Origin of the sequence: Mycobacterium asiaticum (genome assembly GCF_001668675.1) — a bacterium.
GTDB lineage: Bacteria > Actinomycetota > Actinomycetes > Mycobacteriales > Mycobacteriaceae > Mycobacterium > Mycobacterium asiaticum_D.
In genome coordinates this window covers 10260-36934 of sequence record NZ_LZKQ01000279.1, presented here as the reverse complement: position 1 = coordinate 36934, position 26675 = coordinate 10260, and the positions used below count along the sequence as shown (strand labels likewise).

The following is a 26675-nucleotide window of genomic DNA, read 5'->3' as shown; positions in this document are numbered from 1 at the left end:
CGGGCCACCTTTCGTTCTCGGTGCCGAGGCTAAGTCGCCTGCACCGACGGGTAACGGGTTTGGCTCCCGATGAGAGAAAGCATGCCCCGCAAAACCCGCTGCCAGCTGCGTTTATTCCGGCGCCGCGTGACGATGGTTACCCATGCGGCCGAACGGCTGGCCGGTGCCCGAGCTGCCCGGCGACAGCCGGTGCCGCGGCCCGTTCGTCCGGCCGGTCATCTGTAACCACCCAGAGTGCGGCGTCTGTCTCGGCCCCCGATCCCCGACGTGCGTTAGTGTCGCTGTTGTGGCTGGCGATGAAGTGAGCCCCTCACAATCTGACCGACACTGACGCCGGGAGACTACGTATGAGCGCCGAGCAGCCGGAAATCATCTACACGCTGACCGACGAGGCGCCGTTGCTGGCGACCTACGCCTTCCTTCCGATAGTGCGTGCCTTCGCCGAGCCGGCGGGTATCAAGATCAAAACCAGCGACATCTCTGTCGCTGCCCGCATCCTCGCGCAGTTCCCCGACTATCTCGACGAGGACCAGCGCGTCCCCGACAACCTGGCCGAACTGGGCAAGCTGACCCAGGACCCGGACACCAACATCATCAAGCTGCCCAACATCAGCGCCTCGGTGCCGCAGTTGGTGGCCGCCGTCAAGGAACTGCAGGGCAAGGGCTACAAGATCCCGGACTTCCCGGGCAACCCCAAGACGGACGAGGAAAAGGAGATCCGCCAGCGCTATGCCAATGTGCTGGGCAGCGCGGTGAACCCCGTCCTGCGTGAGGGCAACTCAGACCGCCGTGCCCCCAAGGCGGTCAAGGAGTACGCGCGCAAGCATCCGCACAGCATGGCTCCGTGGTCGATGGCGTCGCGCACCCACGTCGCAACCATGAAGGGCGGCGACTTCTACCACGGGGAGAAGTCGATGACGCTGGACCGGGCCCGCAACGTGAAGATGGTGCTGAAGACAAAGAGCGGCGAGACCCTGGAGCTCAAGCCGAAAGTCGAGCTCCTCGAGGGCGACATCATCGACAGCATGTTCATGAGCAAAAGGGCGCTGTGCGAGTTCTACGAGGAGCAGATGCAGGACGCCTACGAGACCGGCGTCATGTTCTCGCTGCACGTCAAGGCGACCATGATGAAGGTTTCACACCCGATCGTGTTCGGGCACGCCGTGAAGATCTTCTACAAGGACGCCTTTGCCAAGCATCAGAAGTTGTTCGACGAACTGGGTGTCAACGTCAACAACGGCCTGGTCGACCTGTACGACAAGATCGAGTCGCTGCCCGCGTCGCAGCATGACGAGATCATCCGCGACCTGCACGCTTGTCACGAGCACCGCCCCGAGTTGGCAATGGTCGATTCCGCCAAGGGCATCACGAACTTCCATTCGCCCAGCGACGTGATCGTCGACGCCTCGATGCCGGCGATGATCCGCGCCGGCGGCAAGATGTACGGCGCCGACGGGCGGCAGAAGGACACCAAGGCCGTCAACCCGGAGTCCACCTTCTCCCGGATCTACCAGGAGATCATCAACTTCTGTAAGACGAACGGACAGTTCGACCCGACCACGATGGGCACGGTTCCCAACGTGGGTCTGATGGCGCAGCAGGCCGAGGAGTACGGGTCGCACGACAAGACCTTCGAGATCCCCGAGGACGGCGTCGCCGACATCGTCGATCTGGAGACCGGCGAGGTACTGCTGACGCAGAACGTCGAGGAAGGCGACATCTGGCGGATGCCGATCGTGCGTGACGAGCCGATCCGCGACTGGGTCAAGCTCGCCGTCAACCGGGCGCGGGCCTCGGGCATGCCGGTGCTGTTCTGGCTCGACCCCTACCGGCCGCACGAGAACGAGTTGATCAAGAAGGTGCAGACCTACCTCAAGGATCACGACACCGAGGGCCTGGACATTCAGATCATGTCCCAGGTGCGGTCCATGCGCTACACGCTCGAGCGCTTGGTTCGCGGGTGTGACACCATCGCCGCGACCGGCAACATCCTTCGTGACTACCTCACCGACCTGTTCCCGATCCTCGAGCTCGGCACCAGCGCCAAGATGTTGTCCATCGTCCCGTTGATGGCCGGCGGCGGCATGTACGAAACCGGCGCAGGCGGTTCGGCACCCAAGCACGTCCACCAGTTGGTGGAGGAGAACCATCTGCGCTGGGATTCGCTGGGTGAGTTCCTGGCCCTGGGCGCCTGCTTCGAGGACATCGGGATCAAGACCGGCAATGAGCGCGCCAAGATCCTGGGCAAGACCCTGGACTCGGCGATCGGCAACCTGCTGGAGAACGACAAAGGCCCGTCGCGCAAGGTCGGCGAGCTCGACAACCGGGGGAGCCAGTTCTACCTCGCGCTGTATTGGGCCCGCGAGCTGGCCGCCCAGGACGACGACGAGGAACTGAAGAAGCACTTCGGGGCACTCGCGGACACGTTGGGCAAGAACGAGGAGAAGATCGTTGCCGAGCTCAACAAGGCGCAGGGCGAGCGGGTCGACATAGGTGGTTACTACTACCCGGATGCGGAGAAGACCGCGGCTGTGATGCGGCCGAGCAAGACACTCAACGACGCGCTGGCCGACATTCGGGAGTGACGCTGCGCGTTGTCGCCGCACCGGATCAGATTGGGCGACGCTTCTTTCGTCGTGCGATCAGCCCGTCCAACGACCAGGGTCCGGCGCCGACGATGAGCAGAAATGTCACGGTCAGCAACTGGGCGTACTCGGAGCGCACTTCGTGCAGCACGGCCCAGAATCCGGTCTGAGGTGGCGAAGCGGGTAACGGCAACGGTGAAACACCATAGAACATAGCGATTTTGGTGGACAGCATCGCCACGACCATCTCGACGATGAACGGGATCGCGACGAACCGGGTACACAGACCCAGCAGCAGCAGGGTCCCGCCGATGATCTCCAGGACACCGACGAAGTCGGCGGACAGCTCTGGAAATGGAATGCCGATCTTGGTGAACCGCCCGACGCCCTGGTTCGGGAAGACGAACTTGATGACGCCTTCCCAGAGGAAGACTCCGCCCGCCATCAGTCGGATCAAGATGGTCGCGGCGGGGGCGCTGTCCGGCGCCTCTGCCAGCCAACGCCATATTCTTCCGATCACGCCGTCCTCCATCCGGTGCCGTGCGACCCGCCACGTTGTGGGCCCTTCGGTCACACGGCCAATGCCCATATGAAGTTCATCTCCTGCGCTGTAGGTTTGCGCAATGCCGCAAGATTTCGACCCTAATTGGGAGAATGCCTTCTCGGTTGTGCAGCACGTGAAGCCGCCGGCGATTTCGCCGGACGCCGACGCCATGACGATCGTCGTGGAATACCCGCCGGGCAGCCCCGGTGCGCCGCCGCACCGGCACCCGGGCGGTCCCGCGTTCGGCTACGTGCTCGAGGGCGAGATGTTGTTCGAGCTGGAAGGTGAGGCACCACGGGTGGTGCGGGCGGGTGAGGCGTTCTGGGAACCGGGCGGTGACGTCATCCACTATCGGGACGGCAACCACCGCAACGATGTCAGGGTCCGATTCGTCGTGACGATGCTGTGCGTGCCGGGACAACCCATGCTGGTTCGGGTGGACGACCACGAGCTGGCCGCCAAGGAGCATCTGCGGCTGCCCGCGCCGGCATAGGCGAGCCCGGCAGCATCTGCCCAGCCGCCCGAGTGTAGGACAGTGGGTATGTCCCTCTTCGAGATCTCCGAGCGCGCCCAGCAGTACCAGTCAGATCTGCGCGAGTTCATGGATTCGCACGTCTACCCCGCCGAGGCGGTCTACGAGGAGCAGATGCGGGAGGCCGGTGATCCGCACTTTCATCCGCCTGTCCTCGAGGACCTCAAGGCCGAGGCGCGAAAGCGGGGCCTGTGGAACCTGTTTCACCCGCACGCCGAGTGGGGACCGGGGTTGACCAACCTGGAGTACGCGCCGCTGGCCGAGATCATGGGCCGCAGCCACCTTGCCTCCGAGGCATGTAACTGCAGCGCGCCGGACACCGGCAACATGGAGGTGTTCACCCTCTTCGGCACCGACGAGCACAAGGAGCGCTACCTCAAACCCCTGCTGGACGGCAAGATCCGCTCGGCCTTCGCCATGACCGAGCCCGCGGTCGCCAGCTCGGATGCCACCAACGTGGAGATGTCGATGGTGCGCGACGGGGACGACTATGTGCTCAACGGCCGAAAGTGGTTCGCCTCCAACGGTATGCACCGCAACTGCAAGGTGCTGATCGTGATGGGCAAGACCGATCCGAATGCGGCGCCGCACCGCCAGCAGTCGATGATGGTGGTGCCCATCGACGCGCCGGGTGTCACGGTCCGGCGCAACCTGTCGGTGTTCGGCTATCAGGATCGGGAGGGGCACGCCGAGATCGACTTCGCCGACGTGCGGGTACCGAGCAAGGACGTGCTCAAGGGCGAAGGCGAGGGCTTCGCGATCAGCCAGGCCCGACTCGGGCCGGGGCGTATCCATCACTGCATGCGGGCGATCGGCATGGCCGAGCGGGCGCTGGAGCTGATGTGCAAACGCGCCCAGTCGCGCGTCACCTTCGGCAAGCCGATCAGCGAGAACGCCAACATCCGCGACTGGATCGCCGAGGCCCGCATCGACATCGAGATGATCCGGCTGCTGACCATGAAGGCCGCGTATCTGATGGACACGGTAGGCAACAAGGAGGCCCGCACCGAGATCGCCGCGATCAAGGTCGCCGCACCCAACATCGCGCTGAAGATCATCGACCGGGCCATCCAGGTGCACGGCGGCGGTGGGGTCACCGACGACTTCCCGTTGGCCATGGCATGGGCCCACCTGCGCACCCTGCGCCTGGCCGACGGCCCGGACGAGGTACACAAGCGCGCCATCGCCAGCCAGGAGTTGCGCAAGTACCGCGCGGGCGCGCCGAAGTGACCGTCGTGGGCCTGGACCCCGACGCGGTAGCCCGCTGGCTCACCTCGCTGGGCATCGAGTTCGATGCGCCGCTGCAATTCCGGCGGATCGGCCTGGGGCAATCGAACCTCACCTATCGCGTCCAGGACGGCGCTGGGCGCGCCTGGGTGCTGCGGCGCCCGCCGCTAGGGCATCTGCTGGCGTCGGCGCACGACGTGCTGCGGGAGGCGCGGATCATCTCGGCATTGTGGGAAACCGACGTTCCGGTTCCCCAAATCCTGGGCACTACAACCGATCCGGAGTTCTCCGAGGTGCCGCTGGTGCTGATGCAGTTCGTCGACGGCTTGGTGGTGGACACGATGAGTGTCGCCGATGCACTGACGCCCCAGCAGCGGCGGCAGATCGCGGTGGATCTGCCGCGCACCCTGGCCAGGATTCACGCCGTCGATCTCACCGAGGTGGGTCTGGCGGACCTGGCCAGCCACAAGCCATATGCGCAGCGACAACTCAAACGCTGGGCGGGGCAGTGGGAACTGTCCAAGATGCGGGAACTGCCCGAGCTCGAGGACCTCACCCGGCGGCTGGTGGCCGCGGCCCCAGAGCAACGCGAGATCAGCCTGGTGCACGGGGACTTTCACCTGCGGAACCTGATCACCTCGCCGGAGACCGGCGAGATCGTGGCAACCCTGGACTGGGAGTTGTCCACGCTCGGAGATCCGCTGGCCGACATGGGGTCGCTGCTCACCTACTGGGCCGAGCCCGGCGAGACCGTGCCGGGCGACTACGCGCCGTCGACGCTGGAGGGTTTCCCCGATCGGGCCGAGATGACGCGGCTGTACTTGGACGCGACCGGACGCGATGCGACCGCGCTGCAGTACTGGCACGCCTTCGGGTTGTGGAAGTTGGCGATCATCGCCGAAGGTGTCCTGCGCCGCGCGCTGGAGAATCCGCAGAACAAGGCTTCGGCCGGCACCCCGGACACCAGCTGGATCGATGCGCGGGTGCAGCGGGCACGCGAAATCGCCGACGCCGCAGGTATTTAGCGTTACTGCTGCTCGCCGCGCCTGCCGACCAGGAACCAGGTATGCATAACGCCCTTGCCCTTGACGTCGATGTCGCCGCGCTCCTCGAAATCGAAGGAATGGTTGAGGCGCTCGTAAACCCCCTGCGGCACCTGGATTCTGCCTTCGACGCCGGTGGATTCCATCCGTGACGCGACATTGACCGCGTCGCCCCACACGTCGTAGAAGAACTTGCGGGCCCCGACGACCCCGGCGACGACCGGCCCCGCCGCCAGACCGATCCGCAGCGGAACCTTGTGGCCACGCGAATCTTTGTATTGCGCAGCCGCTTCCGCGATATCCAAGGCCAGGTGCGCCAGCGCCTCGAGATGGTCCGGGCGTGGCTCGGGTACACCGCTGACCACCATGTACGAGTCGCCGGTGGTCTTGATCTTCTCCAGGCCGTGCCGATCCACGAGGGCGTCCAGGCGGGTGCACAAGTCGTCGAGCAGTCCCACCAGTTCGGTAGGCGGTATTTCACTGGCCCGCCGCGTGAACCCGGCGATGTCAGCGAACAGCACCGACGCGTCCTCATACTTGTCGGCGATCACCGAATCCGACCGGGCCTTGAGCCGCTGGGCGATCGAGGCAGGCAGAATGTTGGTCAGCAGGGCCTCGGAGCGGTTGTATTCGGTCTCGATATCCCGTTCCGCGCGGGTGATTTCGCGCAGCGCGTACCAGATGGTGGCAACCACCATGAACCACGCCGAGACGATGGACAGCACGAACCCGAAGGTGTAAGCCCAGTCAGGCTGTACTCCGGTCTTTTCCGGGACAAGCACCTGCAGCGCGATGGTCAGTACCGCGCCCACCGCCGCCAACACCGATGCCAGCGCCAGATGGTCGATGCCCAGCACCAACACGACGATCGATGCGCCGACCAGGTAGTAGAACTGCAGCCCCGAGCCGGTTCCGACATGGATGCTGATGCCGGTGACCAACGCGTAGGCCGCGAGGGTGAAGGTCACCGGGGCAACTAGTTCACCGAAGCGGTACAGCAACGGGATCGCGAGGTAGATGACAGTGCTGACGACACCCATTGCGCCGAGCACCATGCCGCCATGCCCGATGGATATCGACGCGACGGTGAAGAACGCGCCGACCCCTGCGCCGATGCGGGTGGTCAGGGTCAGTACCCGCTCCTGCCGGGTAGCGCGCTCGGTATGTTGCGGGTCCCGCGCCGCCGCTGTACGCGCTTCGAGCGCCATCCGTGCAGCCTAATCGGCTACCGCACGACTTCACGATGACCGGCGTCCAGTCGCCGCGTCCACCCGCGGGAGTCGAGGTGCTCGAGCAGCGGAATCGCCACCCGCCGGGTGGTGTCGAGCGCCTGCCGCGCTTGGCTGGTGGTGAACGGCTGCGGCAGCCGGGCCAGTGCGCGCATCGCCAGCGCGGGTGCGTTCGGCAGCAGTACCACGCCGTCGCGCAGCCGCAGCAGCCTGCCGGCGCGTTCGGCGGCGGCCAATTCGCGGTTGCCCAGGCCTAGCGCCTGCAGTTCGTAGGCCTCCGGCGCGCGGAACGGGTTGGCGCGCAACCGAATTTCCAGTTCGCTGACCGGTGCTTCGGCGCGTCCCAGTCCGGTTGCGGCGCCGGCACTCCGGATGTGGCCGCCGCGCTGCTCCAATTCCGTGTCACGGACCACGATGTCGAGCAGCGACTCGTCGACGAGACCCAGCAGGTCGACCGCGGCGCCGCGGGATATCCCTTCGCTCAACGGGTCTCGCGACTGCAGGTCCTCGACTGCGGCACGCAGCCGGTGCTGCCACGCCTCGTGCGCCGGACGGTGCACCCACCAGCCGTCGAACACTTCGATGTCGGCGGGCAGCACGTCGGTCAACAGACCGAGCCGGCGCAGGTGGTCGGCTCGTACCGCACCGCGCCGCGCCACCTCGGCCGCGGCGTCGCCACCGGCGTTCATCGCGGCCAGCACGGCGGCCCGGCGCCCACCGTCGCCGCGTCTGCGTAGCGCGGGCGGTTCGGCGTCCAGCACCTGGGCGCCACCCAGCAGCCGGACGCTGCCCGGGTCGCGCAACACCAACCGGTCGCCGAGCACCAGCGGCAACCTACGGGCCAAGGTGAGCCGGCCGTGGTCGTCGTCGAAGGGCCGCAGGCGCGCGGGCACCGCGGCGGTGCCCACATGCACGACGAGCTGTGCGGGCAGCTGTGGCAGCGGGTCGCCGGTCGCTCGCCGCACGTCCAACAGCCGGGTGCTCGGCCACGCACCGGGGGTGAGCAGCGCGTCACCGCGCCCGACGGCTTCCCGCGGAACGCCGCGCAGGTTGAGCGCCACCCGCGTCACCGGCTCCAGCGCGGTGTGCGGCACACCGCAACTTTGCAGTCCGCGGATTGTCGCCGATCGGGTGCGCGAGGCGCCTGCCAGCTCAAGCTGGTCCCCGATCGCCAGGTTGCCGGCCGCCAGGGTGCCGGTGACGACCGTGCCGGCGCCGGTGATCGTGAAGGAACGGTCGACCCAGAGCCGGACCCGCGCGCTGGTATCGGGCGCGGGCAGTACCGCGAGCACACCGTCGAGGGTTTCGCGCAGCTCGCCCAGCCCGGCGCCGGTGACCGCGGACACAACCACCCCGGGCGCGTCGCGTAAACCCGTGTCGGCGAGTTCCTCCCGGGCTTGCGCGAGCACTTCGAGTCCCCGCTGCGGGGCCCGGTCGGCGCGGGTGACCACGATCAGGCCATGCCGAATGCCGAGCGCCGCAACGGCATCGCGGTGATCGCTGGACTGGGCCCGCCATCCTTCGTCAGCGGCGACGACGAAGCAGACCACGGGCGCCGGACCCAGTCCGGCCAGCGTGTTGGCCAGGAAACGGTGGTGGCCGGGCACATCGACGAAGGCGACCGCGCGGCCCGACTCCAGCGTGGTCCAGGCGAAGCCGAGGTCGATGGTCAGGCCGCGGCGACGCTCTTCCTCCCACCGATCCGGCTCCATCCCGGTCAGCGCGTGGATGAGGGTGCTCTTGCCGTGGTCGACGTGGCCGGCCGTGGCGACGACGTGTCTGGTCAGCTCGCCTCACCCAACGCGGTCCGGACGGCGCTCAGCAGGCGGTCGTCGTCGGCCTCCGGGATGCAGCGCAGGTCCAGCAGGCAGGCGCCGTCGTGCACGCGCGGCAAGACGGGCGGGTTCCCGGTGCGCAACGGTCCGGCCGCCGACTCCGGCAACCGCACGGCCCAGCCGGGCAGGGGCACGCCCGGCGCTCCCCCGCCGCCGACCCGGCCGTCATGAGCGACGACGGTGGCGCCCACCGCGGCGGCCAGCTTGTCGGCACGCGCACGCAACCGCCGGCCGTCGGCGTGCAGCGCCTCAGTGACCAACGAGCCGCCCGCGCTCACCGTGGCCTCCAGTGCGGCCAGCGTGAGCTTGTCGGCGCGCACCGCCCGGGCCAGCGGATGCCGCGCCATCCTGGACACCACCTCCGCGCGACCCAGGACGATCCCGGCCTGCGGGCCGCCGAGGAGTTTGTCACCGCTTGCCGTGACGATGTCGGCGCCCTCGGAGAGCGCGGTGGCGGCGTCCGGCTCGTCGGGCAGCAGCGGGTCGGGGGTCAGCAGGCCGCTGCCCAGGTCGGAGATCAGCGGAATCTGTTTGTCGGCGAGTAGGCCGCGCAACTCGGGGAGCGTTGCCGCCGCGGTGAACCCCTGCATCCGGAAATTGCTTTGGTGCACCTTGAGCACGCAGCCGGTGTTCGGGCCGAGCGCGGCCGTGTAGTCCGCGAGATGTGTGCGATTGGTGGTGCCGACCTCGCGCAACCGGGCGCCGGTCGAGGCGATCAGGTCGGGTAGCCGGAAACCCGCGCCGATCTCGATCAGTTCCCCGCGGCTCACGATGACCTCGGCTCCGGCGGCCAGGGCGGTGGTCGCGAGCACCAGTGCGGCGGCGCCGTTGTTGACGACCAACGCCTCCTCGGCCTGCGGGCAGGCGTCCAGCAGGGCGCGGCGGACGGCGACACCGCGTTTGGAGCGGGTGCCGGTGGACAGGTCGAGCTCGACGTCGACGTAGCCGCTGGCGGCAATCAGCGCCTCGACCGCGCCGGCGGCCAGCGGCGCCCGTCCCAGGTTGGTGTGCACGACGACACCGGTGGCGTTCAGCACCGGCCGCAGCGAGGTGGTGGCCCGGGCCGCCAGGGCGGCTTCCAGCGCGTCGGGCACCTGCTCGGGCGGCACTTCACCCTGTCGGGCCCGATCCTGAACCGTCTTGATCAGCTCTCTGATCACGTTGTCGCCCAGTCGTTTTCGTTCGCGCTGCACCGAGGGCAGGGCCAGCAATTGATCCGTGCGCGGAATCAATCGGCGCGGGTCGACCTGCGTCACTGATCTTCACCGCTTCCTGGTAGGCGACTGGCGGAGGCGGACGGGAATCGAACCCGCCAGACCGAGATGCTCGATCTCACCGGTTTTGAAGACCGGGGGGACCACCAGGAACCCAAACGCCTCCACGGCTAAACCTAACCCGTTGCCCCGCCCGTACGCTCGGGCCATGACCCGGCTCACCGGCTACGCCCACGGCGGCGGCTGCGCATGCAAGATCCCACCCGGTGAACTCGAGGACGCGGTGCGCGGGCTGGTCGGACAGCCCGGCGACGGCGTGCTCGTCGGGCTTGACGACGGCGACGATGCGGCCGCGGTGCTGGTCGGCGAGTTGGCGGTGTTGTCCACCGCGGATTTCTTCACCCCCGTCGTCGACGATGCCTACGACTGGGGCCGGATCGCCGCGGCCAACGCGCTGTCCGACATCTACGCAATGGGCGGGCGGCCGGTGATCGCGATCAACCTGGTCGGCTGGCCGCGCGACGCGCTGCCCCTGGAGCTGATGACCGAGGTCCTGCGCGGCGGGCTGGCGGTGGCCGCGGAGGCGGGCTGCCCGGTGATCGGCGGCCATTCCATCGACGACCCGGAGCCGAAGTACGGCATGGCGGTGACCGGCGTCGCGGACCCGGCGAAGCTGCTGCGCAATGACGCCGCCGAGCCGGGCCTGCCGCTCACGCTGACCAAGCCGCTGGGCACCGGACTGCTGAACAACCGGCACAAGCAGACGGGCGAGATCTTTGACGAGGCGGTCGCGACGATGACCCGCTTGAACCGGGACGCCGCCGCGGCGGCCACCGACGCCGGGCTGCGCGCGGCCACCGACGTGACGGGCTTCGGGCTGCTGGGGCACCTGCACAAGATGTGCCGGGCGTCCGGCGTCGGCGCCGTCATCGACCGATCCGCGGTCCCGGTGCTCGAGGCCGCGCGCCGGGCGTTGAAAGACGGCTTTGTCTCCGGCGGGACCCGCCGCAATCTGGACTGGGTGCGGCCGCATCTCACCCAATCGCCAGACGTCACCGAGGACGACCTGCTCCTACTCGCCGACGCACAGACGTCCGGCGGTCTGCTGGTGGTCGGCGAACTGCCGGGTCATCCGGTGATCGGCCACACCGTCGCCCGCGGCGGCATCCAGATCCGCTGAACGGGCGCGCCGAGCGTGGGGGCTATGGCCCAAAAGTTGCGATTTCAGGTGCGTAAGGAGCACGCTCGACGCGCAGCGTCAACGCCGCGTGGCTGACGCGCAGCGTCAACCCGCGGTGGTGATCGAGTCGTCGGTGACACCGGCCGCGCGGCGGGCCGCCAGCCGGCGCTTCTGTGGCTCGATCGTGTAGCGCGGATCGCGCGCCGAGTCCTTGCCCGCCTCGAAGAAGCCGAACCGCAACAGCGCCGACGCCGTCAGCAGCGTCAGACCGGACAGGGCCGCGGTAACGCGGTGTCCCCCGCCCAGCAGCGCTCCCAATCCGCCCGCGGCGGCCAGGCGTTCGCTCCATTCCAGCATCCGGCCAGGCGTCCCGTGGTGCAGTGGCTCGGCGGTCACCGGGTCCATCCGGTGCTCGGTGACCCGCGCCGACACGAGGTCACACACCGCGCCGATGACCGCGAGCTTGCGGGCCGGACCGGCCTCGGCGACCGGGGTGGTGATCATGGCCAGCCCCGAGGCGGCCAGGCTCGCCGAGCTGACGAAGACGAACGGCAGGTCCCGGTACGCGGCGTTCCAGGTCGGCGTCGCGGTGTCGGAGAGCAGCACGGCGGTGTATACCGCCAGCGGCGCCGCGAACAGCGCGGCTTCCAGGCCGGCGGGACCCTCGACCGCACGCAGCACGGGCCGCAACGGCCCAAGCGGCACCCGTTCCCCGGTGAGCCGGTCCAGCTCGGACACCGCGGCCACTCCGGCGCCCGCGCTGAAGGCGCTGAGAATCCACGAGCCCAGGCTCATCGGCGAGGTCAGCTTGACGGTGCGCAACATATTGACGAACCGCTCCGGCCGACCGAGGTCCTTGACCAGCGCCGCCGCGCCCAGCGCCACCGCGCCCAGCGCGGACAGCCGCGCGTTGCGCCGCAGCGTCGGCCGGCCGGTCAGCTGGGCACCGGCGGCCAGCAGGCCGGACCCGCCGGCCACCCCGCCCAGGAACAGGTACGCGCCCACCTCGTGTCCCCACGGCGCCGGCTTGACCACCGGGCGCCCGTAATACGAGGTGAACTCCGCCTCCGGCACCATCAGCGACTCGTCGCGCCGACGGCGCCCCTTGCCCCGGCGCCGCTTACCGCCGGCGGGTTCGGGTGGTCGCAGGCTGTCGTATTCGGATGTGCTCACCGGCTGCTCCAGAACGCCAGCACGGCGGCGCCCACCATGCCGGCGGCGGCGACACCGGCCCGCTTGAACATGGTCGTCAGGTCGGCCGTGCAAACCCGGGGGTCGGGCGGCAGGCCGTACACCTCGGGCTCGTCGAGCAGCAGGAAGACCGAGCCGATTCCGCCGACACCGTCGTTCTCGTTGGCGCCGTAGAGGCGGGCCTCGGTGAGCCCCTGCGCATGCAACTGGGCGACCCGCTCGCGGGCCTGTGCGACGAGGTCGTCATGGTCGCCGAACTTGATCGACGTGGTCGGGCAGGTCTTGGCGCAGGCCGGTGTCTCGTCTTCGACGAGCCGGTCGTAGCAGAGCGTGCATTTCTGGGCCACTCCGGTGACGAACTCGTGCCCCGGCCGCTCGGAACGTTTCGCGGGTGTCGTATAGGTGCCGTCGCTGCGGCGTTCGACCACCCCGAACGGGCACCCGGCGACGCAGGTGCCGCAACCGTTGCAGACGTCGTCCTGCACGACGACGGTGCCGAACTCGGTGCGGAACAGCGCGCCGGTCGGGCATACGTCGAGGCAGCCCGCGTGCGTGCAGTGCTTGCACACGTCCGAGGCCATCAGCCAGCGGAACTCCGGGGTCTCGGGCGGGTTCGTAGGCGGCTTCGAGGGTGGCGCTGTATCGGCTGCGCTGGGGATCGACGGCATGCCGAGACTGACCAGCGCGCGCCCGGACTCGCGGGCTTGCTCGATTCTGTCCCGCCCCTGCTCGATGAACGCGACGTGCCGCCACGTGCTGGCCCCGAGGTGGCCGGTGTTGTCGTAGGAGGAGCCCAGGATCTCCAGGTCACCGTCCAACGGGTTGCGGTTCCACTCCTTGCACGCCACCTCGCAGGCCTTGCAGCCGATGCAGATCGAGGTGTCGGTGAAGAATCCTTTGCGCGGCTGTGGCTCGGGCCAGTGCGCATCGGAAGTCGGGTCGGTAGGTCCGGCCAGCTGACCCATCAGCCCTCCCGTTCCGGATCGGTGACGCGGACATTGTCCGTCTCGACGGTCACACCCGCCCGCGACTGATACTCGTCGATCAGGCGCAGCAACGCGTCGCCCTGCGGCCGTCGGCCCGGGCGGATGTCACACGATCCGGCCTTGGACTCCTGGATCTGCACGTTGGGATCCAGCACCACGCCCAGCAGGTCATTGGCCGCGTCCCCGCTGACCACCGCGTCGCTGCCCACCCCCCAGTGGTAGGGCAAGCCGATCTGGTGAATGGTGCGCCCGCCCACCGTCAGCGGCGTCATCCGTTCGGTGACAAGCACTTTGGTCTCGATCGCGGCTCGTGGCGAGATGATGGTGGCCCAGCCGTACGGCTCTAGGCCGCGCTCGGCGGCCAGCTCCGGCGACACTTCACAGAACATCTCGGGCTGCAGTTCGGACAGATAGGGCAGCCACCGGCTCATTCCGCCCGCGGTGTGGTGCTCGGTGAGCCGGTAGGTGGTGAAGACGTACGGATACACCTCGACGCCCGGTTCGCCGGCGCTCGGCGCCCACAGATTGTCCTTGCGCGGGAACATGATTCGCGACGGGCTCTGCTGTTGCGGATACAGCGCGTTCGCGACCGGTGACTCCTGCGGCTCGTAGTGCGTCGGCAGCGGACCGTCGACCAGGCCCTTGGGCGCGAACAGCCAGCCCTTGCCGTCGGCCTGCATGATGAACGCGTCGTCGCCGGCCAGGGCCGCGGGCCCGCCGATGTCCGGGTCGGGCCGGTCGCCGGGGGCGCGGTCGGCCGGGAAGTCCGGCACGTCGTGACCGACCCAGCGGCGCTGCTGCTCGTCCCACCAGACGTAGCGCTTGCGCTCGCTCCACGGCTTTCCGTCGGGATCGGCGGAGGCCCGGTTGTACAGGATGCGCCGATCGGCGGGCCACGCCCAGCCCCACTCGGACTGATTCGGCCGCGGACCGCCCTGCGGTGCCCGGCGCGCGGCCTGGTTGACGCCGTCGGCCCGCACTCCGGAATAGATCCAGCAGCCGCAGGACGTCGACCCGTCGGCGCGCAGTTCGTGATAGCCGGACAGCGGACGACCAGGCTCGGGCCCGGTCAGCTGAAAACCGTTGATCTCGGCCAGCACCGCCTCGGAGTCCGGCTCGCCGTGCTCGTTGGTCGGGTAGTTCCAAGTGAGATCCAGCAGCGGGCGGTCCCGCTCGTCCGTCGAGCCGGCCAGGCGCTGCCGGATCCGGTTGCCCAGTTCGACGAAGAACTGCAGTTCGCTCTGGCAGTCGCCCGGCGGGTCGACCGCCTGGTGTCGCCACTGCACCATCCGTTGGGTCTGGGTGAACGAGCCTGCCTTCTCGACATGGGTGGCCGCCGGGAAGAAGAACACCTCGGTGGCGATGTCCTCGGTCTTCAACTCTCCCGACGCGATTTCGGGACCGTCCTTCCAGAACGTGGCCGACTCGATGAGGTTGAGGTCGCGTACGACCAGCCACTTCAGGTGTGACATGCCCAGCCGCTGCATGCGACCGTGCGCCGACCCGACGGCCGGGTTCTGTCCCAGCAGGAAGTACCCGTCGACCTCGTCCTCAAGCATGGCCATCACGGTCTGATAGGTGCCGTGCGGACCCGACAGCCGCGGGAGGTAGTCATACGCCCAGTCGTTGTCCGCGCGGGCCGCATCCCCCCACCACGCCTTGAGCAGGCTGACCAGGTAGGCGTCGGCATCGGCCCAGTAACCCTTCTGGTTCTTCGGGCCGACCGCGTCGATGTAGTCCCGGAAGGTGTCGTGCAACCCGGCTTTGGGCATCGGCAGATAGCCGGGCAACAGGTTGAACAGCGTCGGGATGTCGGTCGAGCCCTGGATGGTGGCGTGCCCGCGCAGCGCCATTATTCCGCCGCCCGGTCGCCCGATGTTGCCGAGCAGCAACTGCAGAATCGTTGAGGTCCGGATGAATTGGGCACCGAGCGTGTGCTGGGTCCAGCCGACGGCGTAGGCGAAGCAGGTAGTGCGCTCGCGGCCGGAGTTTTCGGTCACCGCCCGCGCGAGGTAGTCGAAGTCTTCGAGAGGGATACCGCACACATCGCGCACCATCTCCGGGGTGTAGCGGGAGTAGTGCCGCTTGACGATCTGGAAAACCGTCCGCGGATCCTGCAGCGTCTCGTCCCGCAGCACCCGGGCATGCGGCAACACCGGGCCGCCGCTGCCGTGCGAGTGCCCGGCGGCGCGCGCCGACGCGCTGGCGCCGTGCTCGCCGTTCTCCTGTTCGGCGTAGCTCCAGGTCGACGGGTCGTATTGGCCCGTCTCGGGATCGAACCCCGAGAACAGCCCACCGAGGTCCTCGGTGTCCTGGAAGTCGTCGTTGATCAGGGTCGCCGCGTTGGTGTAGGCGACCACATACTCGGAGAACCACAGCTCGTTGCTGATCACGTAGTTGATCAGCGCACCGAGCAGCACCACGTCGGAACCGGCCCGGATCGCGATGTGCTTATCCGACACCGCCGACGTGCGGGTGAACCGCGGGTCGACGTGAATGACCTTGGCGCCCTTGGCCCGAGCCTCTTCGACCCATTGATAGCCGACGGGGTGGCACTCGGCCATGTTGGAGCCCTGGATGACGACGCAGTCCGCGTTGGCCATGTCCTGCAGTGATTGGGTGGCGCCACCGCGCCCGAAGGAAGTTCCCAGACCGGGAACTGTGGAGGAGTGTCAAATACGAGCTTGGTTCTCGATCTGGATGGCGCCGGCGGCCGTGAAGAGCTTCTTGATGACGTAGTTCTCTTCGTTGTCCAGCGTCGCGCCGCCCAGCGCCGCGATCTTGAGGGTGCGGCGCAGCGGATGGCCCTTCTTGTCGATGTCCTGCCACGCGTGCCGGCGCGCTTCCACGAAGCGGTCAGCCACCATGTCGATGGCGGTGTCCAGGTCCAGCGGCTGCCATTCGGTCGCGTGCGGTGCCCGGTAGAGCATCTTGGTCTGCCGGCCCGGCGAATTCACCAACTGCTCACTGGCCGAACCCTTCGGACACAGCCGCCCGCGCGACACCGGCGAATCGGGGTCACCCTCGATCTGTATGACTCGCTCGTCCTTGACGTACACCCGCTGCCCGCAGCCGACCGCGCAGTACGGGCAGATGCTCTGCACCACCCGGTCGGCCGTTGACGTGCGCGGCGTCAGCGCACGCGTCTGCTTGGACGTGACGGCCGGTCCGCGGCCGAGCACGTCCCCGGACCGGAGCTGCCGGATAACGGGCCATTCCAGAAAGAGCTTGGGCAGCGAGTTCTTGGCCATGACGCGAGCTTAGCGGCGCGACGACGCGGCCGCCCCCGACGATCACGGCGCCGGGCCGGCCCTACTCTGACACGATGACCACGAGCGGTTGGCAAGCTTTGATCGCCGGGCTGTCCAGTGCGGGCGAGGAGATCGTCAAGTCCACCGAATACCTCGACAGCCTCGACCGCGCCGACGCCCAACGGGCGTTGCTGCGAGCGTTGAACAATCTGCTCGGCCGCTTCGAGATCGACAGGGAGCTTCCCGAGCTCGTGCCGTTCAACGGGTGGCGGGAGAAGTTCTTCATGGACAACCCGGACTACCGCTACTGGATCACCGACCTCAGGGACGACGGCGAGTACCGGATCACCGGCAACGTCGGCGACTCGGTGTATCAGTCGATCACCGTCTACGCAGGCACCGACATCGCCAGCACAACAGCGGTCGCCCGCGTCGACAGTGACTCGCTGACGGTGGACTCCGACGGCGATTTCGAGATCGTGTTGTCCACCAACGCTATTGATGACGGCACGCGGTTGCGGTTGCCGACAGGGTCGACGTCGGTGTGGGTACGGTATGTGCACGACCAAGTCCACCCGGCGCGCCCCGGCTCGTGCCGGATCGAGACACTCGGCGGCCCGGCGGATCGCCCGCCGGCCGACAGCGGACGCCTCGACCGTGACCTGTCGCGCCTCGGCGCGTTGCTGACCCAGCTGCCCAAGCTGCTCGAGTTCTCCGTCGCCGCAGACGTCAAGGCACCCAACAGCATCCGGCACTGGACCGCGATGGCCGGCGGGGCGGCGTTCACCGAGCCCGGAATCCACTATCTGCGCGGATCCTGGCGGCTGAACCCCGACGAGGCGCTGTTCATCGAGGGGCCGCTGGTGTCGTGCCGGCATTGGAACATCGTCCTGTACAACCGTTTTCTGAACTCCCTGGATTATCGCCACCACGTCATCTCTCGCACCGCGGCCACCAGCAGGATCCGGGACGGGCGCTTCCGCTTCGTGCTCGCAGTACGAGACCCGCAGCTTGCCAGCCACGACTGGCTCGACACCCAGGGCCGCGGTTTCGGCCTGTTCGTGCTGCGATTCCTGCAACCGGCCGCCGACCCCGAGCTGCCGACCGTTCGGTGCGTGCCGCTCGCCGACCTGATCGGCCCGCAATGACCTGGCGCCCCACACCCCGGACACCCACCGCCGTCGCGATCTATGCGGCTGCCGAGCAGGATCGCGACGAAAGACCCGTGCGATATCGTCTCGATCCGGCGGCCGTGCTGGAGAAGGCCGTAACGCGCTGCGGCGAACCGGTCTTCGCCGACGGGTGGCAGGACGGACTCGACGTGCTGCTGGGCTCGGCCAGGGAGGAAGGGCGGCTGAACGCGGTCGGTACCCGGATGGTGGCACAGATGGCGATCGGCCGGCTGAGCGCGGGAGCCGCGATCGCGAAGTACCGCGCCGAGCATCCCGAAGTGGTTGATGTGCAACTTGATCCGCCGATCGTGATCATCGGCGGCTGGCGAACCGGCACCACATTTCTGTTCCGGTTGCTGGGCAGCGACCCGCGGCTGCGCGCCCCCCTGCCGGCCGAGCTCGTCGCGCCGTGGTCATTCGCCGGCCCGGAACCTACCGGCAATACAGAGGTGTCCGCTGCGGCGACCCAGCTGCTGCACACGCTCAATCCCGACATGGCCTTCGTGCATCCGTCCGGCCCCACCCTGCCCGAGGAATGCGTGCTGGGGATGGGCACCGACCTGCGCAACTGGGGATTCACCTCGATGTTGCGGTTGCCGTCATATGCGGCCTGGCTCGCCGGCCAGAATCTGGCCGCCACCTACGAGCGGTACCGAGAAGTGTTGCAGCTGCTGGCATCCGGTGCCACCCACCGGGGTCGCCGCTTCGTCCTCAAAGCACCCGCGCACACGGCCGAACTGCGCCATCTCGTCGCAACATTTCCCGGTGCCACCGTGGTGCAAATCCATCGCGACATCGTCGAAACGCTGACCTCCGGATCCAGCCTGTTCGCCGTGTACCGGTCGACCTACAGCGACGATGTCGATCCCGTCGAGGTCGGCCGGCAGCAGATCGACCAGAGCGAGTTGTGGTTTCGCCGGGCCGCGGACTTCCGGGCCTCGGCCGACGCCGGCCGTGCGACCTTCGTCGACCTGGACTACCGCGCATTCGTCGAGAATCCCGTTGCGGCGCTGGATGTCATCTATCGCACCGCAGAGATGGACCCGCCGCGGGATCCCAATGCGTTCGTTGCCGCCTACCACGCCGCGCACCCGGCTGACGGAAACCGCCACCGCTACACGCCCGCCGAGTTCGCCATCGACGAGACCGAACTACGGCGGCGGTTCCAGTCGATAGTTAGTCCGTCAGCTCGCGCAACGTCTCGATGAGTTTGACCCGCTCGCCGGGCGTCCCCGCGATGGGCGCCACATTCAGCGTCGTCACGCCCGCCTCACGGAAGGCCGCCACCCGCTCTTTGACGAACTCCCGGCTGCCGATCAGGTTCACGTCGCGCACCAGTTCGTCGGGAACGACTTTGGCGGCGCCTTCCTTGTCGCCGGCCAGGTACAGCTCCTGAATCCGGTCGGCCTGCGGCCCGTACCCGTACTTGGTGGCCAGCGTGTGATAGAAGTTCTTGCCCTTGGCGCCCATGCCGCCGATGTACAGCGCCAGGTGCGGCTTGACGAATTCGCGCAGCGGCTCGACGTTTTCACCAATGGCCAGCGTAGGGCCCGCATAAACCTCGAGCTCCCCTAGCGCCGGGTCGCGTTTTGACCGTCCGGTGGTGAGCGCCTGACCCCACACGTCCTGCGCCTTCTCCGGCAGGAAGAAGATCGGTTGCCACCCTTCGGCCAGCTCCGCAGCCAACTCCACGTTCTTCGGCCCAAGTGCGGCCACCAGGATCGGAATCCGTTCCCGCACCGGATGGTTGATCAGCTTCAGCGGTTTGCCAAGACCGGTGCCCTGCTCTGGCGGCAACGGGATCGTGTAGTGCCGGCCTTGGTAGCGGACGGTCTCGCGGCGCCACACCTGACGGCAGATCTCGATGACCTCCCGCGTCCTTGCGATCGGGGCGTCGTAGGGGACGCCGTGGAAACCCTCGATCACCTGCGGCCCGGAAGCGCCCAGCCCGAGGGTGAATCGGCCGTCGGAGACGTAGTCGAGCCCGGCTGCCGTCATTGCGGTCAGAGTCGGAGTGCGCGTGTAAAGCTGCAGGATCCCCGAGGCCAGCTCGACCCGCTCGGTGCTGGCCGCCAGATAGCCAAGCGCGCTGACCGCGTCGTACGAATACGCCTCTGGGACAAAGACAATGTCCAGCCCGGCGCGTTCGAGGTCCGCCACTTCGGCGGCGACTTCCTTGAAGCCGCCGGCATAGTTGATCGCCAGTCCGATGCGCATGATCAGCCCTGCACCCGGCTCAGCTCGGGAGCCAATTCTGCGGCCTCCCGCTGAATGCGTTCGAACTGGGCGCCCATCGCCTCCGACAGTGCCGTCGCTCCTGAGAGCGGACGCACCATCACCATGAAGTCGTCGATCAGGCCGTCCTCATTGAAGTGCAGGAAGTCGCAACCGGTGATCTTCTTGCCGGCCACCACGGTCTCGAACACGAACGCGTGGTCACGGCCGTTCTCGTCGTGAATCTCGCGGATGTACCGGAAGTCTTCGAACACGCGCAACACACCGCGCAGAATGGCCGCCGTGATCGGCTTGCCGACGTACGGCTTGAACGCAACCGGGCTGGTGAACACGACATCGTCGGCCAGCATCGCCTGGATGGCCGCCTCGTCCTGCTCCTCCACCGCTTTCCGGAAGGGGTGCTGGGAACTCACAAGAAACCTCGCATAGTCAACACGTTGATTAGACGTGACCGACGCTAGAACGTGGCCGCCAATATGTCTATAGGGAAATAATCACTTTGTTGAATAGGTGCGTCATTGTACGATCGGCCGATGTCGCTGCGTGACGCCGTGCTCGCCGCACTCCTCGAGGGTGAATCCTCCGGCTATGACCTGGCCAAAGAGTTTGACGCCTCGGTGGCCAACTTCTGGATGGCCACCCCCCAACAGCTCTATCGCGAGCTGGAACGGCTCGCCGAGCAGGGCCTGATCCAGGCCCGCGTGGTGCACCAGGAACGCAGACCCAACAAGCGGATGTACTCGCTGACCGACGCGGGGCGCGAAGCGATCCACCACTTCACCGCACGGGCGCCCCGACCGTCGGCGATCCGGGACGAATTGATGATCAAGGTCGCGGCCGCCGATGCGGGTGACCTTCGAGCCGTACGCGATTCCGTCGCCGAACGCCTGCAGTGGGCCGTCGCCAAGCTCGAGCGTTATGAGCGGTTGCGGGCCCGGCTCCTGGCCGGACGCACCGAGGACGAGTACGTCGCACAGACCGACCGGATCGGCCCCTACCTGACGTTGTTGCGCGGCATAGCGTTTGAGCAGGAAAACGTCCGCTGGGCCGAGCGGACATTGGCAATCATGGAGCGTCGCGGTTGCCCGGCGCGCCGCGGGGTCGATGCATGAGCCGTGAGCCACGCGTGGTGATCATCGGCGCGGGCATGGCCGGGATCACCGCCCTGCACGTCTTCACCCGACGTGGATTCGCCGCAGTCACCGTGTTGGAGAAGGCCTCCGACGTGGGCGGGGTGTGGCATTGGAATCGCTATCCGGGACTCACCTGCGACGTGCCGTCTCAGCTTTATCAGTTCGGGTTCGCGCCCAAACCTGACTGGTCGCACCTGTTCGCCGACGGTCCTGACATTCAGCGCTACCACCGCGAGGTGGTGGAGTCACTGGGGCTCGCGGAGCACATCCAACTGAACACCGAAGTCGTTGCGGCGCAATGGGACGACGACGCCGCGAACTGGACGCTGACCACCGCGAGCGGGGACCGGATCGGGGCGGACGTCGTCGTCTGCGCGACCGGCGTGTTGCATCATCCTGCGGTACCCGAGCTACCCGGCCTCGACGAGTTCGCCGGCGCCACAGTGCACACCGCACGCTGGGATGACAGCGTCGCCACCGACCACAAGCACATCGCGGTGATCGGCACCGGCTCCACCGGTGTGCAGATCGTCTCCGCCCTGCAGCCGGCGGCCGCGTCCATCACCCACTATGTTCGATCGCCGCAGTGGATCCTCTGGGCACCGATGTCCTTGCGGCAGAGCGAGCTTGTCAGCACAGCGCTGAGACGGTTCCCGGCCGCCCATGACCGGCTGTATCGAACGCTGTTGTGGGCGTCGGGGATTCTGGCCGACGTCACCACCCGCCCCTCCTGGCGACGGCGCGCGGTGCAGGGCTATGCCCGCCTGTGCCTGCGCCTGCAGGTCCGCGACCCGGTTCTGCGAAGCAAGCTGACCCCGGACTACCAGCCACTGTGCAAGCGCCAGGTGGTATCGGAAACGTATTACCGGGCAATACAATCCGCAAATGCCGAGCTGGTGACCGAGCGGATCGACGAGGTGACCCCGCACGGGATCCGAACCGCCGACGGCCGCCACCGGCCCGCCGATGTGATCGTGCTGGCCACCGGTTTTGCGCCGCACAATTACATGCGGCCGATGCAGGTCACCGGTCGCGACGGCCTCACCATCGAAAAGGCGTGGGCGAACGGTCCGCGGGCCTACCGGATGACGGCGATTCCCGGCTTTCCGAACCTGTTCACCATGCTCGGACCGAACTCGCCCACCGGGTCGATCTCGTTGCAGTACTCGGCCGAACGGACCGCCGAGTACATCGCGCGCTTCCTTGCCATGCTGCGGGACGGCATTGCCACGTCGATCGAAGTGACCGAGGAAGCCACCGACGAGTTCAACGACGCGGTGGCCGCGGCGATGCCGCCCACCGTGTGGAACACCGGCTGCAACTCGTGGTACCTCACCGACAACAAGACCATCGACTTGTGGCCGTACAACCGCGCCACGTTGACGTCCATGCTGGCCGTCCCCGAGCCGGCGCATTTCGACATCCGTTGACGCTCAACACCACCGGAAGGGTCGGGGCAGGGTGATCGTACGCTCCGCGGGCTGGTACCAACCCTGCGGGGCGTGCTGATCGGTGTGCAGGTAGCACTGCACGCGAACGTTTGGGCTGCCGGGTGTGAAGGTGAGCAACCTGCTGATCGGCAGGGTGGTGATCGGCATGTGATGGCGACTCAGCGAGGCGACATTGAGAAACCAGGTGCCCCAGCGCTGCTCGATGTGCGTCTTGTTCCCGTGGTTGTCATCGGGGTGGGTGTGCGTATGCCCGGCGAGCCACATCGCCACCCGGCCCGGGTGTTCGGCAAGGAAGGATTCGAATTGACCGGAGTCGGGCTTGCTGTCGACCCAGTAGAGGTACGACGCCCCGTTCGGGGTGCCCTGGGTGAAGGGGCGGTGGTAATGCTCGTGCCACTGCCCGTCGGGTCCCTTGCGCACGCCCTCCCATTCGCCCGAGGCGACGGTGGTGTCCTTCAACACATAGTGATGCCCCGTGATCACGTTGAGGTGGGGGTGGCGTGACACCATGTCCTTCCACCACCGGAACGTCTCGCCGCTGACCACCCCACCCGGATTGCCGCCCAGGGTTCCCCGGCCGACCGCCTGCGTCGGCTCGTTGCGGTCGCTCATCATCAGAAAAAGCAGGTTCCCAACCCGAAATGAGTACCGCTCCCAGGTTCCGGTAACCGGATAGCGGCGAGCCCGCGGGTCCACCCCGGAACTCTCGGTGTGCTCGCCCAACGGATCGATCCACTTCTGCCACCACCACGCGTCCGGCTCGTCGAGGCCGTTGCGGTCGTGATTGCCCGACACGCTGTAGACGTCCTCGCGGCGGTGCCGGCGCAGCGCGCCGAACTGGCGCCGCACCTCGCGTCCCTCGGCGTCGTCGGGCAGGCTGTGATGTGCGCCCGACATATCCCCGACGTCGATTGCCAGATCCCATTCGAATCCGTCGCTCTCGGAGTGAGCGATGGCCTCGGCCAGGCTTTCTCGCCCATGCTTCTTGTCCGTGCCGACATGCGCGTCGCCGAATGCCCACAGCCGGAGCGGACGTGCGGCCCGTCGGTCACGCATCGTGGTCGTCCAACAGGCCCCACCGCCGCCGGATGCGCACATCCAGCCAGCTGAACAACGCGTCGACGAGAATCCCGATCGTCAGAATGACGATCATGATGGCCATCGCCGAGGGCATGTCGGTGAGGTTCTGCGCGTTTTCCAGCAGCACCCCGATCGACGAAGTGTTGGCGACCAGTACCACCAACTCACCGGCCATCAGGCTGCGCCAGGCGAAGGCCCATCCCTGTTTGAGCCCGGCGACGAACATCGGCAGGGCGGCGGGCAGTATCACATGCCGATAGAGGGCGAAGGGCTTGAGCTGCAGTGCCTTTGCCGCGCGGAGCAGTACCGGCGGAATGTGGTCGACCCCGGAGATTACCCCGAGCGCCACCGAAGGCACTGCTCCGATGACGATCACGAACAGGATCGCCGAGGTGTTGAGCCCGAAGAAGATGATGGCGAACGGAAACCACGCGATCGCCGGCATCGTTTGCAGACCGGTGATCAGCGGGCCGAAGGCGGTGCGTAACGGCCTGTTTCGCGCGATGAGCGCGCCGATCACCGAGCCGATCAGCGCGGCCAGCGCAAATCCGGTCACGGCGCGCTCCATCGTGGTCCCGATGGCGTCCCAGAGCAGTGGTCCCTGCAGCTGGCGCCAGAGGTTCTCGGCCACGGTGGCGGGACCTGGCAGCACGAACGACGGTTTCCACCCGCTCAGGACGATCAGTTGCCAGACGGCGATCGCCACCGTGAGCGCAACGAGTTTCGGCCAGACGGCCGACGCGATGCGGGTGATGATGCCGCTGCCGGCGCCGCGTGCGGCCAAGGGGAGCCGGACGGGCTGGTCGAGTTCAGGTGTCACTGGCGTTCCCGCTGCGGTTGAGTTGCTCGGTGATGTGTGCGGCCAACTCCGCGACCTCTGCGGTGTTGATGTCCCGGGGACGTGACAACGGAACCGCGAACTGTTGGACGACGCTTGCGGGCCGTTGACTCAGCAGCACCACGCGGTCGGCAAGGCGCACCGCCTCCCGCACGTTGTGCGTGACGAAGACCACGGTGAGATTGCGGGACAATACAATCCGCTCCAGCTCGGCCTGCAGGCGGTCCCGGGTCAATGCGTCCAGCGCAGCGAACGGCTCGTCCATCAACAGCACATCGGCATCCTGGGCCAGCGCTCGGGCCAGCGCGACCCGCTGCTGCATGCCGCCGGACAATTGATGAGGTCGCCGGTCCGCGGACTCGGACAGTCCGACGGTGTGCAGGAGTTCGCGGGCCGTCGCGCGCCGCTGCCGGCGGGGGATGGCACGCGCCCGCAAGGCCATTTCCACGTTGTCCGCCGCGGTCAGCCAGGGGAACAGGGCCGGCTCCTGGAACATCATCGCGATGCGGCGATCGCCGGTCTCGACCGAGCCGGATGTCGCCTTGTCGAGCTTGGCGATCAGGGACAGCAGCGTGCTCTTCCCGCACCCCGAAACGCCGACCACACAGACGAATTCACCCGCGGTGACCGTCAGTGACAGCGGGCCCAGGGCCGCCACGGACGACGCTCCCTTACCGAAGCGCTTGGTGACCTCGGCCAGCCGCACGGCCGCCGGGGGCGGCGAGGCGTCTGTGACGGCGGGATCCGGCACGGCGGCACCGCGTAGTGCGGCGGTCGTCACGCCGCCACCGGCGGCGCACCCTTCGCCGCGAGCTCGCGATTGAGGGGGCCGAGGTCGAAGATGCCGTCGAGGTTCAACGGCTGCAACAGCCCGACCGAAACCGCCTTACGAACTTGATCATTCAGTGATTGCACGCCGGGATCGTTGGTGAACGTCGTCTCCTGGAACGACGCCGTCAGGACGTCTTGCGGCAGCCCGCTGCCCAGTGCCTTGGTCAACGTGGCGTTGGCGGAGCGGGCCGCGGCGTCGGGATTGTTGTGGATCGTCTCGTTGGCTTCGATCTGCCCGCGGATCAGACCGGCCACGACATCGGGGTGAGCGGACAAGAACTCCTGCCGGACCACCAGAATGGTGATCGTGTTGGGGTCCGACCAAAGTCGCACGCCGCCGGCGTTGACCAGCTGCACATCGTAGGGCGCGGATTCGATGGCGCCGTCGATCTGATTGTTGATGAACTGCTGCACGATCGCCGACTCGGGGTTGGTCGGTTTGATCGAGACATCGCCGCCGCCTTGCGGATTGGTCTTCAATCCGTTCTTGAGCAGCCAGTCCCGCAGGCTGACGTCTTGGGCGCCGCCCAGCGCCGGATCGGCGAACGTCTTCCCGCGGAAATCCTGCGCCGAGTTGATGCCCGGTTTGACGACGAGCGAGGTCCCCCCGGAAGCGGAGCCGGAGATGATCTTGATGGCAGTGCCGTTTGAGCGCTGCCACGCGTTGAACGCCGGGTTGGGGCCGATGAAGGCGGCGTCGAGATTGTTGGACAGCAATGCGGTGGTTTCGGCCGTGCCCTGGCCGAAGGGCTGTGGCTCGAACTTGACTCCCGGCCCCAGGTTCTTCGCGAACGCACCGGTGTCAATGCCGACCAGGGCGGAGGCGTGGGTGATCCGGGTCAGGTAGCCGAGCCGCAGGGTGACACCGGACGAGTTCGACGATGGGGTGTGACCGCCGCAGCCGGCCAGCACCGCCACACCGATGAGGGCGAAGGCGATTGCCGCAGAGAGATATTTACGAGGAAACACGGGTGCTCCGGGGTGGGAAGGGGTGGGAAGGGGCGGGACTTGGCGGAACCGGCGTGCTCAGCCGGCGTGCTGCGAACCCGGACAAGACGCGCAGGTGATGCGGCCGAAGTCCACGTGCCGGCGCCGCGTCAGCGCGCTGTGGCCCGTCA

At 67.5% G+C, this 26675-nt stretch carries 22 protein-coding genes and 1 tRNA gene; 9 read left to right on the top strand and 14 right to left on the bottom strand.

Features of this window, described 5'->3' with window-relative positions; all coding sequences use genetic code 11:
• Window positions 1–347 precede the first annotated feature (347 nt).
• Window positions 348–2585, top strand: coding sequence for an NADP-dependent isocitrate dehydrogenase (locus A9X01_RS23395; RefSeq protein WP_065123007.1), 2238 nt, complete (start codon window positions 348–350; stop codon window positions 2583–2585).
• A gap of 25 nt (window positions 2586–2610) precedes the next feature.
• Here the strand turns inward: A9X01_RS23395 and A9X01_RS23390 are convergent, their stop codons facing one another.
• Window positions 2611–3105, bottom strand: coding sequence for a DoxX family protein (locus tag A9X01_RS23390; protein WP_253849340.1), 495 nt, complete (start codon window positions 3103–3105; stop codon window positions 2611–2613).
• Between the two features lie 103 nt (window positions 3106–3208).
• Here A9X01_RS23390 and A9X01_RS23385 point away from each other — a divergent pair, with 103 nt between their 5' ends.
• Genes A9X01_RS23385 through A9X01_RS23375 form a run of 3 tightly spaced genes read left to right on the top strand, consistent with a single transcriptional unit; the run spans window position 3209 to window position 5913 of the window.
• Window positions 3209–3622 carry a cupin domain-containing protein gene (locus tag A9X01_RS23385; protein WP_065123005.1) on the top strand — a complete coding sequence of 138 codons (414 nt, stop codon included), beginning with the start codon at window positions 3209–3211 and terminating at the stop codon, window positions 3620–3622.
• Between the two features lie 48 nt (window positions 3623–3670).
• Window positions 3671–4891, top strand: coding sequence for an acyl-CoA dehydrogenase family protein (locus tag A9X01_RS23380; RefSeq protein ID WP_065123004.1), 1221 nt, complete (start codon window positions 3671–3673; stop codon window positions 4889–4891).
• A gap of 5 nt (window positions 4892–4896) precedes the next feature.
• Complete coding sequence (locus tag A9X01_RS23375) at window positions 4897–5913, top strand: phosphotransferase family protein (RefSeq protein WP_436405297.1); 1017 nt, start codon at window positions 4897–4899, stop codon at window positions 5911–5913.
• A 2-nt stretch (window positions 5914–5915) separates the two neighbouring features.
• Here the strand turns inward: A9X01_RS23375 and A9X01_RS23370 are convergent, their stop codons facing one another.
• The 4 genes from A9X01_RS23370 to A9X01_RS23355 all read right to left on the bottom strand — a co-directional run bounded on the left by A9X01_RS23370 (window position 5916) and on the right by A9X01_RS23355 (window position 10375).
• Entirely contained in the window at window positions 5916–7139 is a 1224-nt protein-coding gene (locus A9X01_RS23370) for an adenylate/guanylate cyclase domain-containing protein (protein WP_065123002.1), read from the bottom strand.
• Window positions 7140–7156: 17 nt separating this feature from the next.
• On the bottom strand, window positions 7157–8947 hold the full coding sequence (selB, locus tag A9X01_RS23365; protein WP_065123001.1) for a selenocysteine-specific translation elongation factor: 1791 nt from the start codon (window positions 8945–8947) through the stop codon (window positions 7157–7159).
• Window positions 8944–10251 carry an L-seryl-tRNA(Sec) selenium transferase gene (gene selA / locus A9X01_RS23360; protein WP_065123000.1) on the bottom strand — a complete coding sequence of 436 codons (1308 nt, stop codon included), beginning with the start codon at window positions 10249–10251 and terminating at the stop codon, window positions 8944–8946. Before selA ends, selB begins: the two co-directional genes overlap by 4 nt.
• Before the next feature lie 28 nt (window positions 10252–10279).
• Window positions 10280–10375: transfer RNA gene (locus A9X01_RS23355), tRNA-Sec, on the bottom strand.
• A 42-nt stretch (window positions 10376–10417) separates the two neighbouring features.
• Here A9X01_RS23355 and selD point away from each other — a divergent pair.
• Window positions 10418–11389, top strand: coding sequence for a selenide, water dikinase SelD (selD, locus tag A9X01_RS23350; RefSeq protein ID WP_065122999.1), 972 nt, complete (start codon window positions 10418–10420; stop codon window positions 11387–11389).
• A gap of 105 nt (window positions 11390–11494) precedes the next feature.
• On the opposite strand, the gene nrfD is transcribed toward selD, so the two are convergent.
• From nrfD to fdh, 3 genes are read right to left on the bottom strand one after another with little or no spacing between them, the layout of a single operon-like run.
• Entirely contained in the window at window positions 11495–12562 is a 1068-nt protein-coding gene (gene nrfD / locus A9X01_RS23345; RefSeq protein WP_065122998.1) for an NrfD/PsrC family molybdoenzyme membrane anchor subunit, read from the bottom strand.
• The gene (locus tag A9X01_RS23340) at window positions 12559–13545 is read right to left on the bottom strand and encodes a 4Fe-4S dicluster domain-containing protein (protein ID WP_065122997.1); all 987 of its coding nucleotides are present in this window, start codon (window positions 13543–13545) and stop codon (window positions 12559–12561) included. The genes nrfD and A9X01_RS23340 overlap by 4 nt, the downstream gene beginning before the upstream one ends.
• Window positions 13545–16817: a formate dehydrogenase gene (fdh, locus tag A9X01_RS23335; protein WP_253849338.1), complete on the bottom strand. Its 3273-nt coding sequence runs from the start codon at window positions 16815–16817 to the stop codon at window positions 13545–13547. The genes A9X01_RS23340 and fdh overlap by 1 nt, the downstream gene beginning before the upstream one ends.
• A gap of 74 nt (window positions 16818–16891) precedes the next feature.
• Here fdh and A9X01_RS23325 point away from each other — a divergent pair, with 74 nt between their 5' ends.
• Both A9X01_RS23325 and A9X01_RS23320 read left to right on the top strand, forming a co-directional pair.
• Window positions 16892–17965, top strand: a complete 1074-nt coding sequence (locus A9X01_RS23325; protein WP_065122994.1) for a DUF1214 domain-containing protein — start codon at window positions 16892–16894, stop codon at window positions 17963–17965.
• A gap of 77 nt (window positions 17966–18042) precedes the next feature.
• Window positions 18043–19197 carry a sulfotransferase family protein gene (locus A9X01_RS23320; RefSeq protein ID WP_253849336.1) on the top strand — a complete coding sequence of 385 codons (1155 nt, stop codon included), beginning with the start codon at window positions 18043–18045 and terminating at the stop codon, window positions 19195–19197.
• Here the strand turns inward: A9X01_RS23320 and A9X01_RS23315 are convergent.
• Both A9X01_RS23315 and A9X01_RS23310 read right to left on the bottom strand, forming a co-directional pair.
• The gene (locus tag A9X01_RS23315) at window positions 19166–20206 is read right to left on the bottom strand and encodes an LLM class F420-dependent oxidoreductase (RefSeq protein ID WP_065122992.1); all 1041 of its coding nucleotides are present in this window, start codon (window positions 20204–20206) and stop codon (window positions 19166–19168) included. The two genes, A9X01_RS23320 and A9X01_RS23315, sit on opposite strands and share 32 nt — an antisense overlap.
• Before the next feature lie 2 nt (window positions 20207–20208).
• Complete coding sequence (locus tag A9X01_RS23310) at window positions 20209–20637, bottom strand: nuclear transport factor 2 family protein (RefSeq protein WP_301336955.1); 429 nt, start codon at window positions 20635–20637, stop codon at window positions 20209–20211.
• A gap of 120 nt (window positions 20638–20757) precedes the next feature.
• On the opposite strand from A9X01_RS23310, the gene A9X01_RS23305 reads away from it, so the two are divergent.
• Window positions 20758–21336 (top strand): PadR family transcriptional regulator, encoded by a 579-nt coding sequence (locus A9X01_RS23305; protein ID WP_065122991.1) that lies wholly within the window; start codon window positions 20758–20760, stop codon window positions 21334–21336.
• On the top strand, window positions 21333–22787 hold the full coding sequence (locus A9X01_RS23300; RefSeq protein ID WP_065122990.1) for a flavin-containing monooxygenase: 1455 nt from the start codon (window positions 21333–21335) through the stop codon (window positions 22785–22787). Before A9X01_RS23305 ends, A9X01_RS23300 begins: the two co-directional genes overlap by 4 nt.
• 3 nt (window positions 22788–22790) lie before the next feature.
• On the opposite strand, the gene A9X01_RS23295 is transcribed toward A9X01_RS23300, so the two are convergent.
• From A9X01_RS23295 to A9X01_RS23280, 4 genes are read right to left on the bottom strand one after another with little or no spacing between them, the layout of a single operon-like run.
• Window positions 22791–23864 (bottom strand): metallophosphoesterase family protein, encoded by a 1074-nt coding sequence (locus A9X01_RS23295; protein ID WP_065122989.1) that lies wholly within the window; start codon window positions 23862–23864, stop codon window positions 22791–22793.
• Entirely contained in the window at window positions 23857–24708 is an 852-nt protein-coding gene (locus A9X01_RS23290) for an ABC transporter permease (protein ID WP_253849335.1), read from the bottom strand. Before A9X01_RS23290 ends, A9X01_RS23295 begins: the two co-directional genes overlap by 8 nt.
• A complete protein-coding gene (locus tag A9X01_RS23285; protein ID WP_253849333.1) occupies window positions 24698–25507 on the bottom strand; it encodes an ABC transporter ATP-binding protein in 810 nt (269 codons plus the stop codon). The genes A9X01_RS23290 and A9X01_RS23285 overlap by 11 nt, the downstream gene beginning before the upstream one ends.
• Window positions 25504–26526 (bottom strand): ABC transporter substrate-binding protein, encoded by a 1023-nt coding sequence (locus A9X01_RS23280; RefSeq protein WP_065122988.1) that lies wholly within the window; start codon window positions 26524–26526, stop codon window positions 25504–25506. The genes A9X01_RS23285 and A9X01_RS23280 overlap by 4 nt, the downstream gene beginning before the upstream one ends.
• Between the last annotated feature and the right edge of the window lie 149 nt (window positions 26527–26675).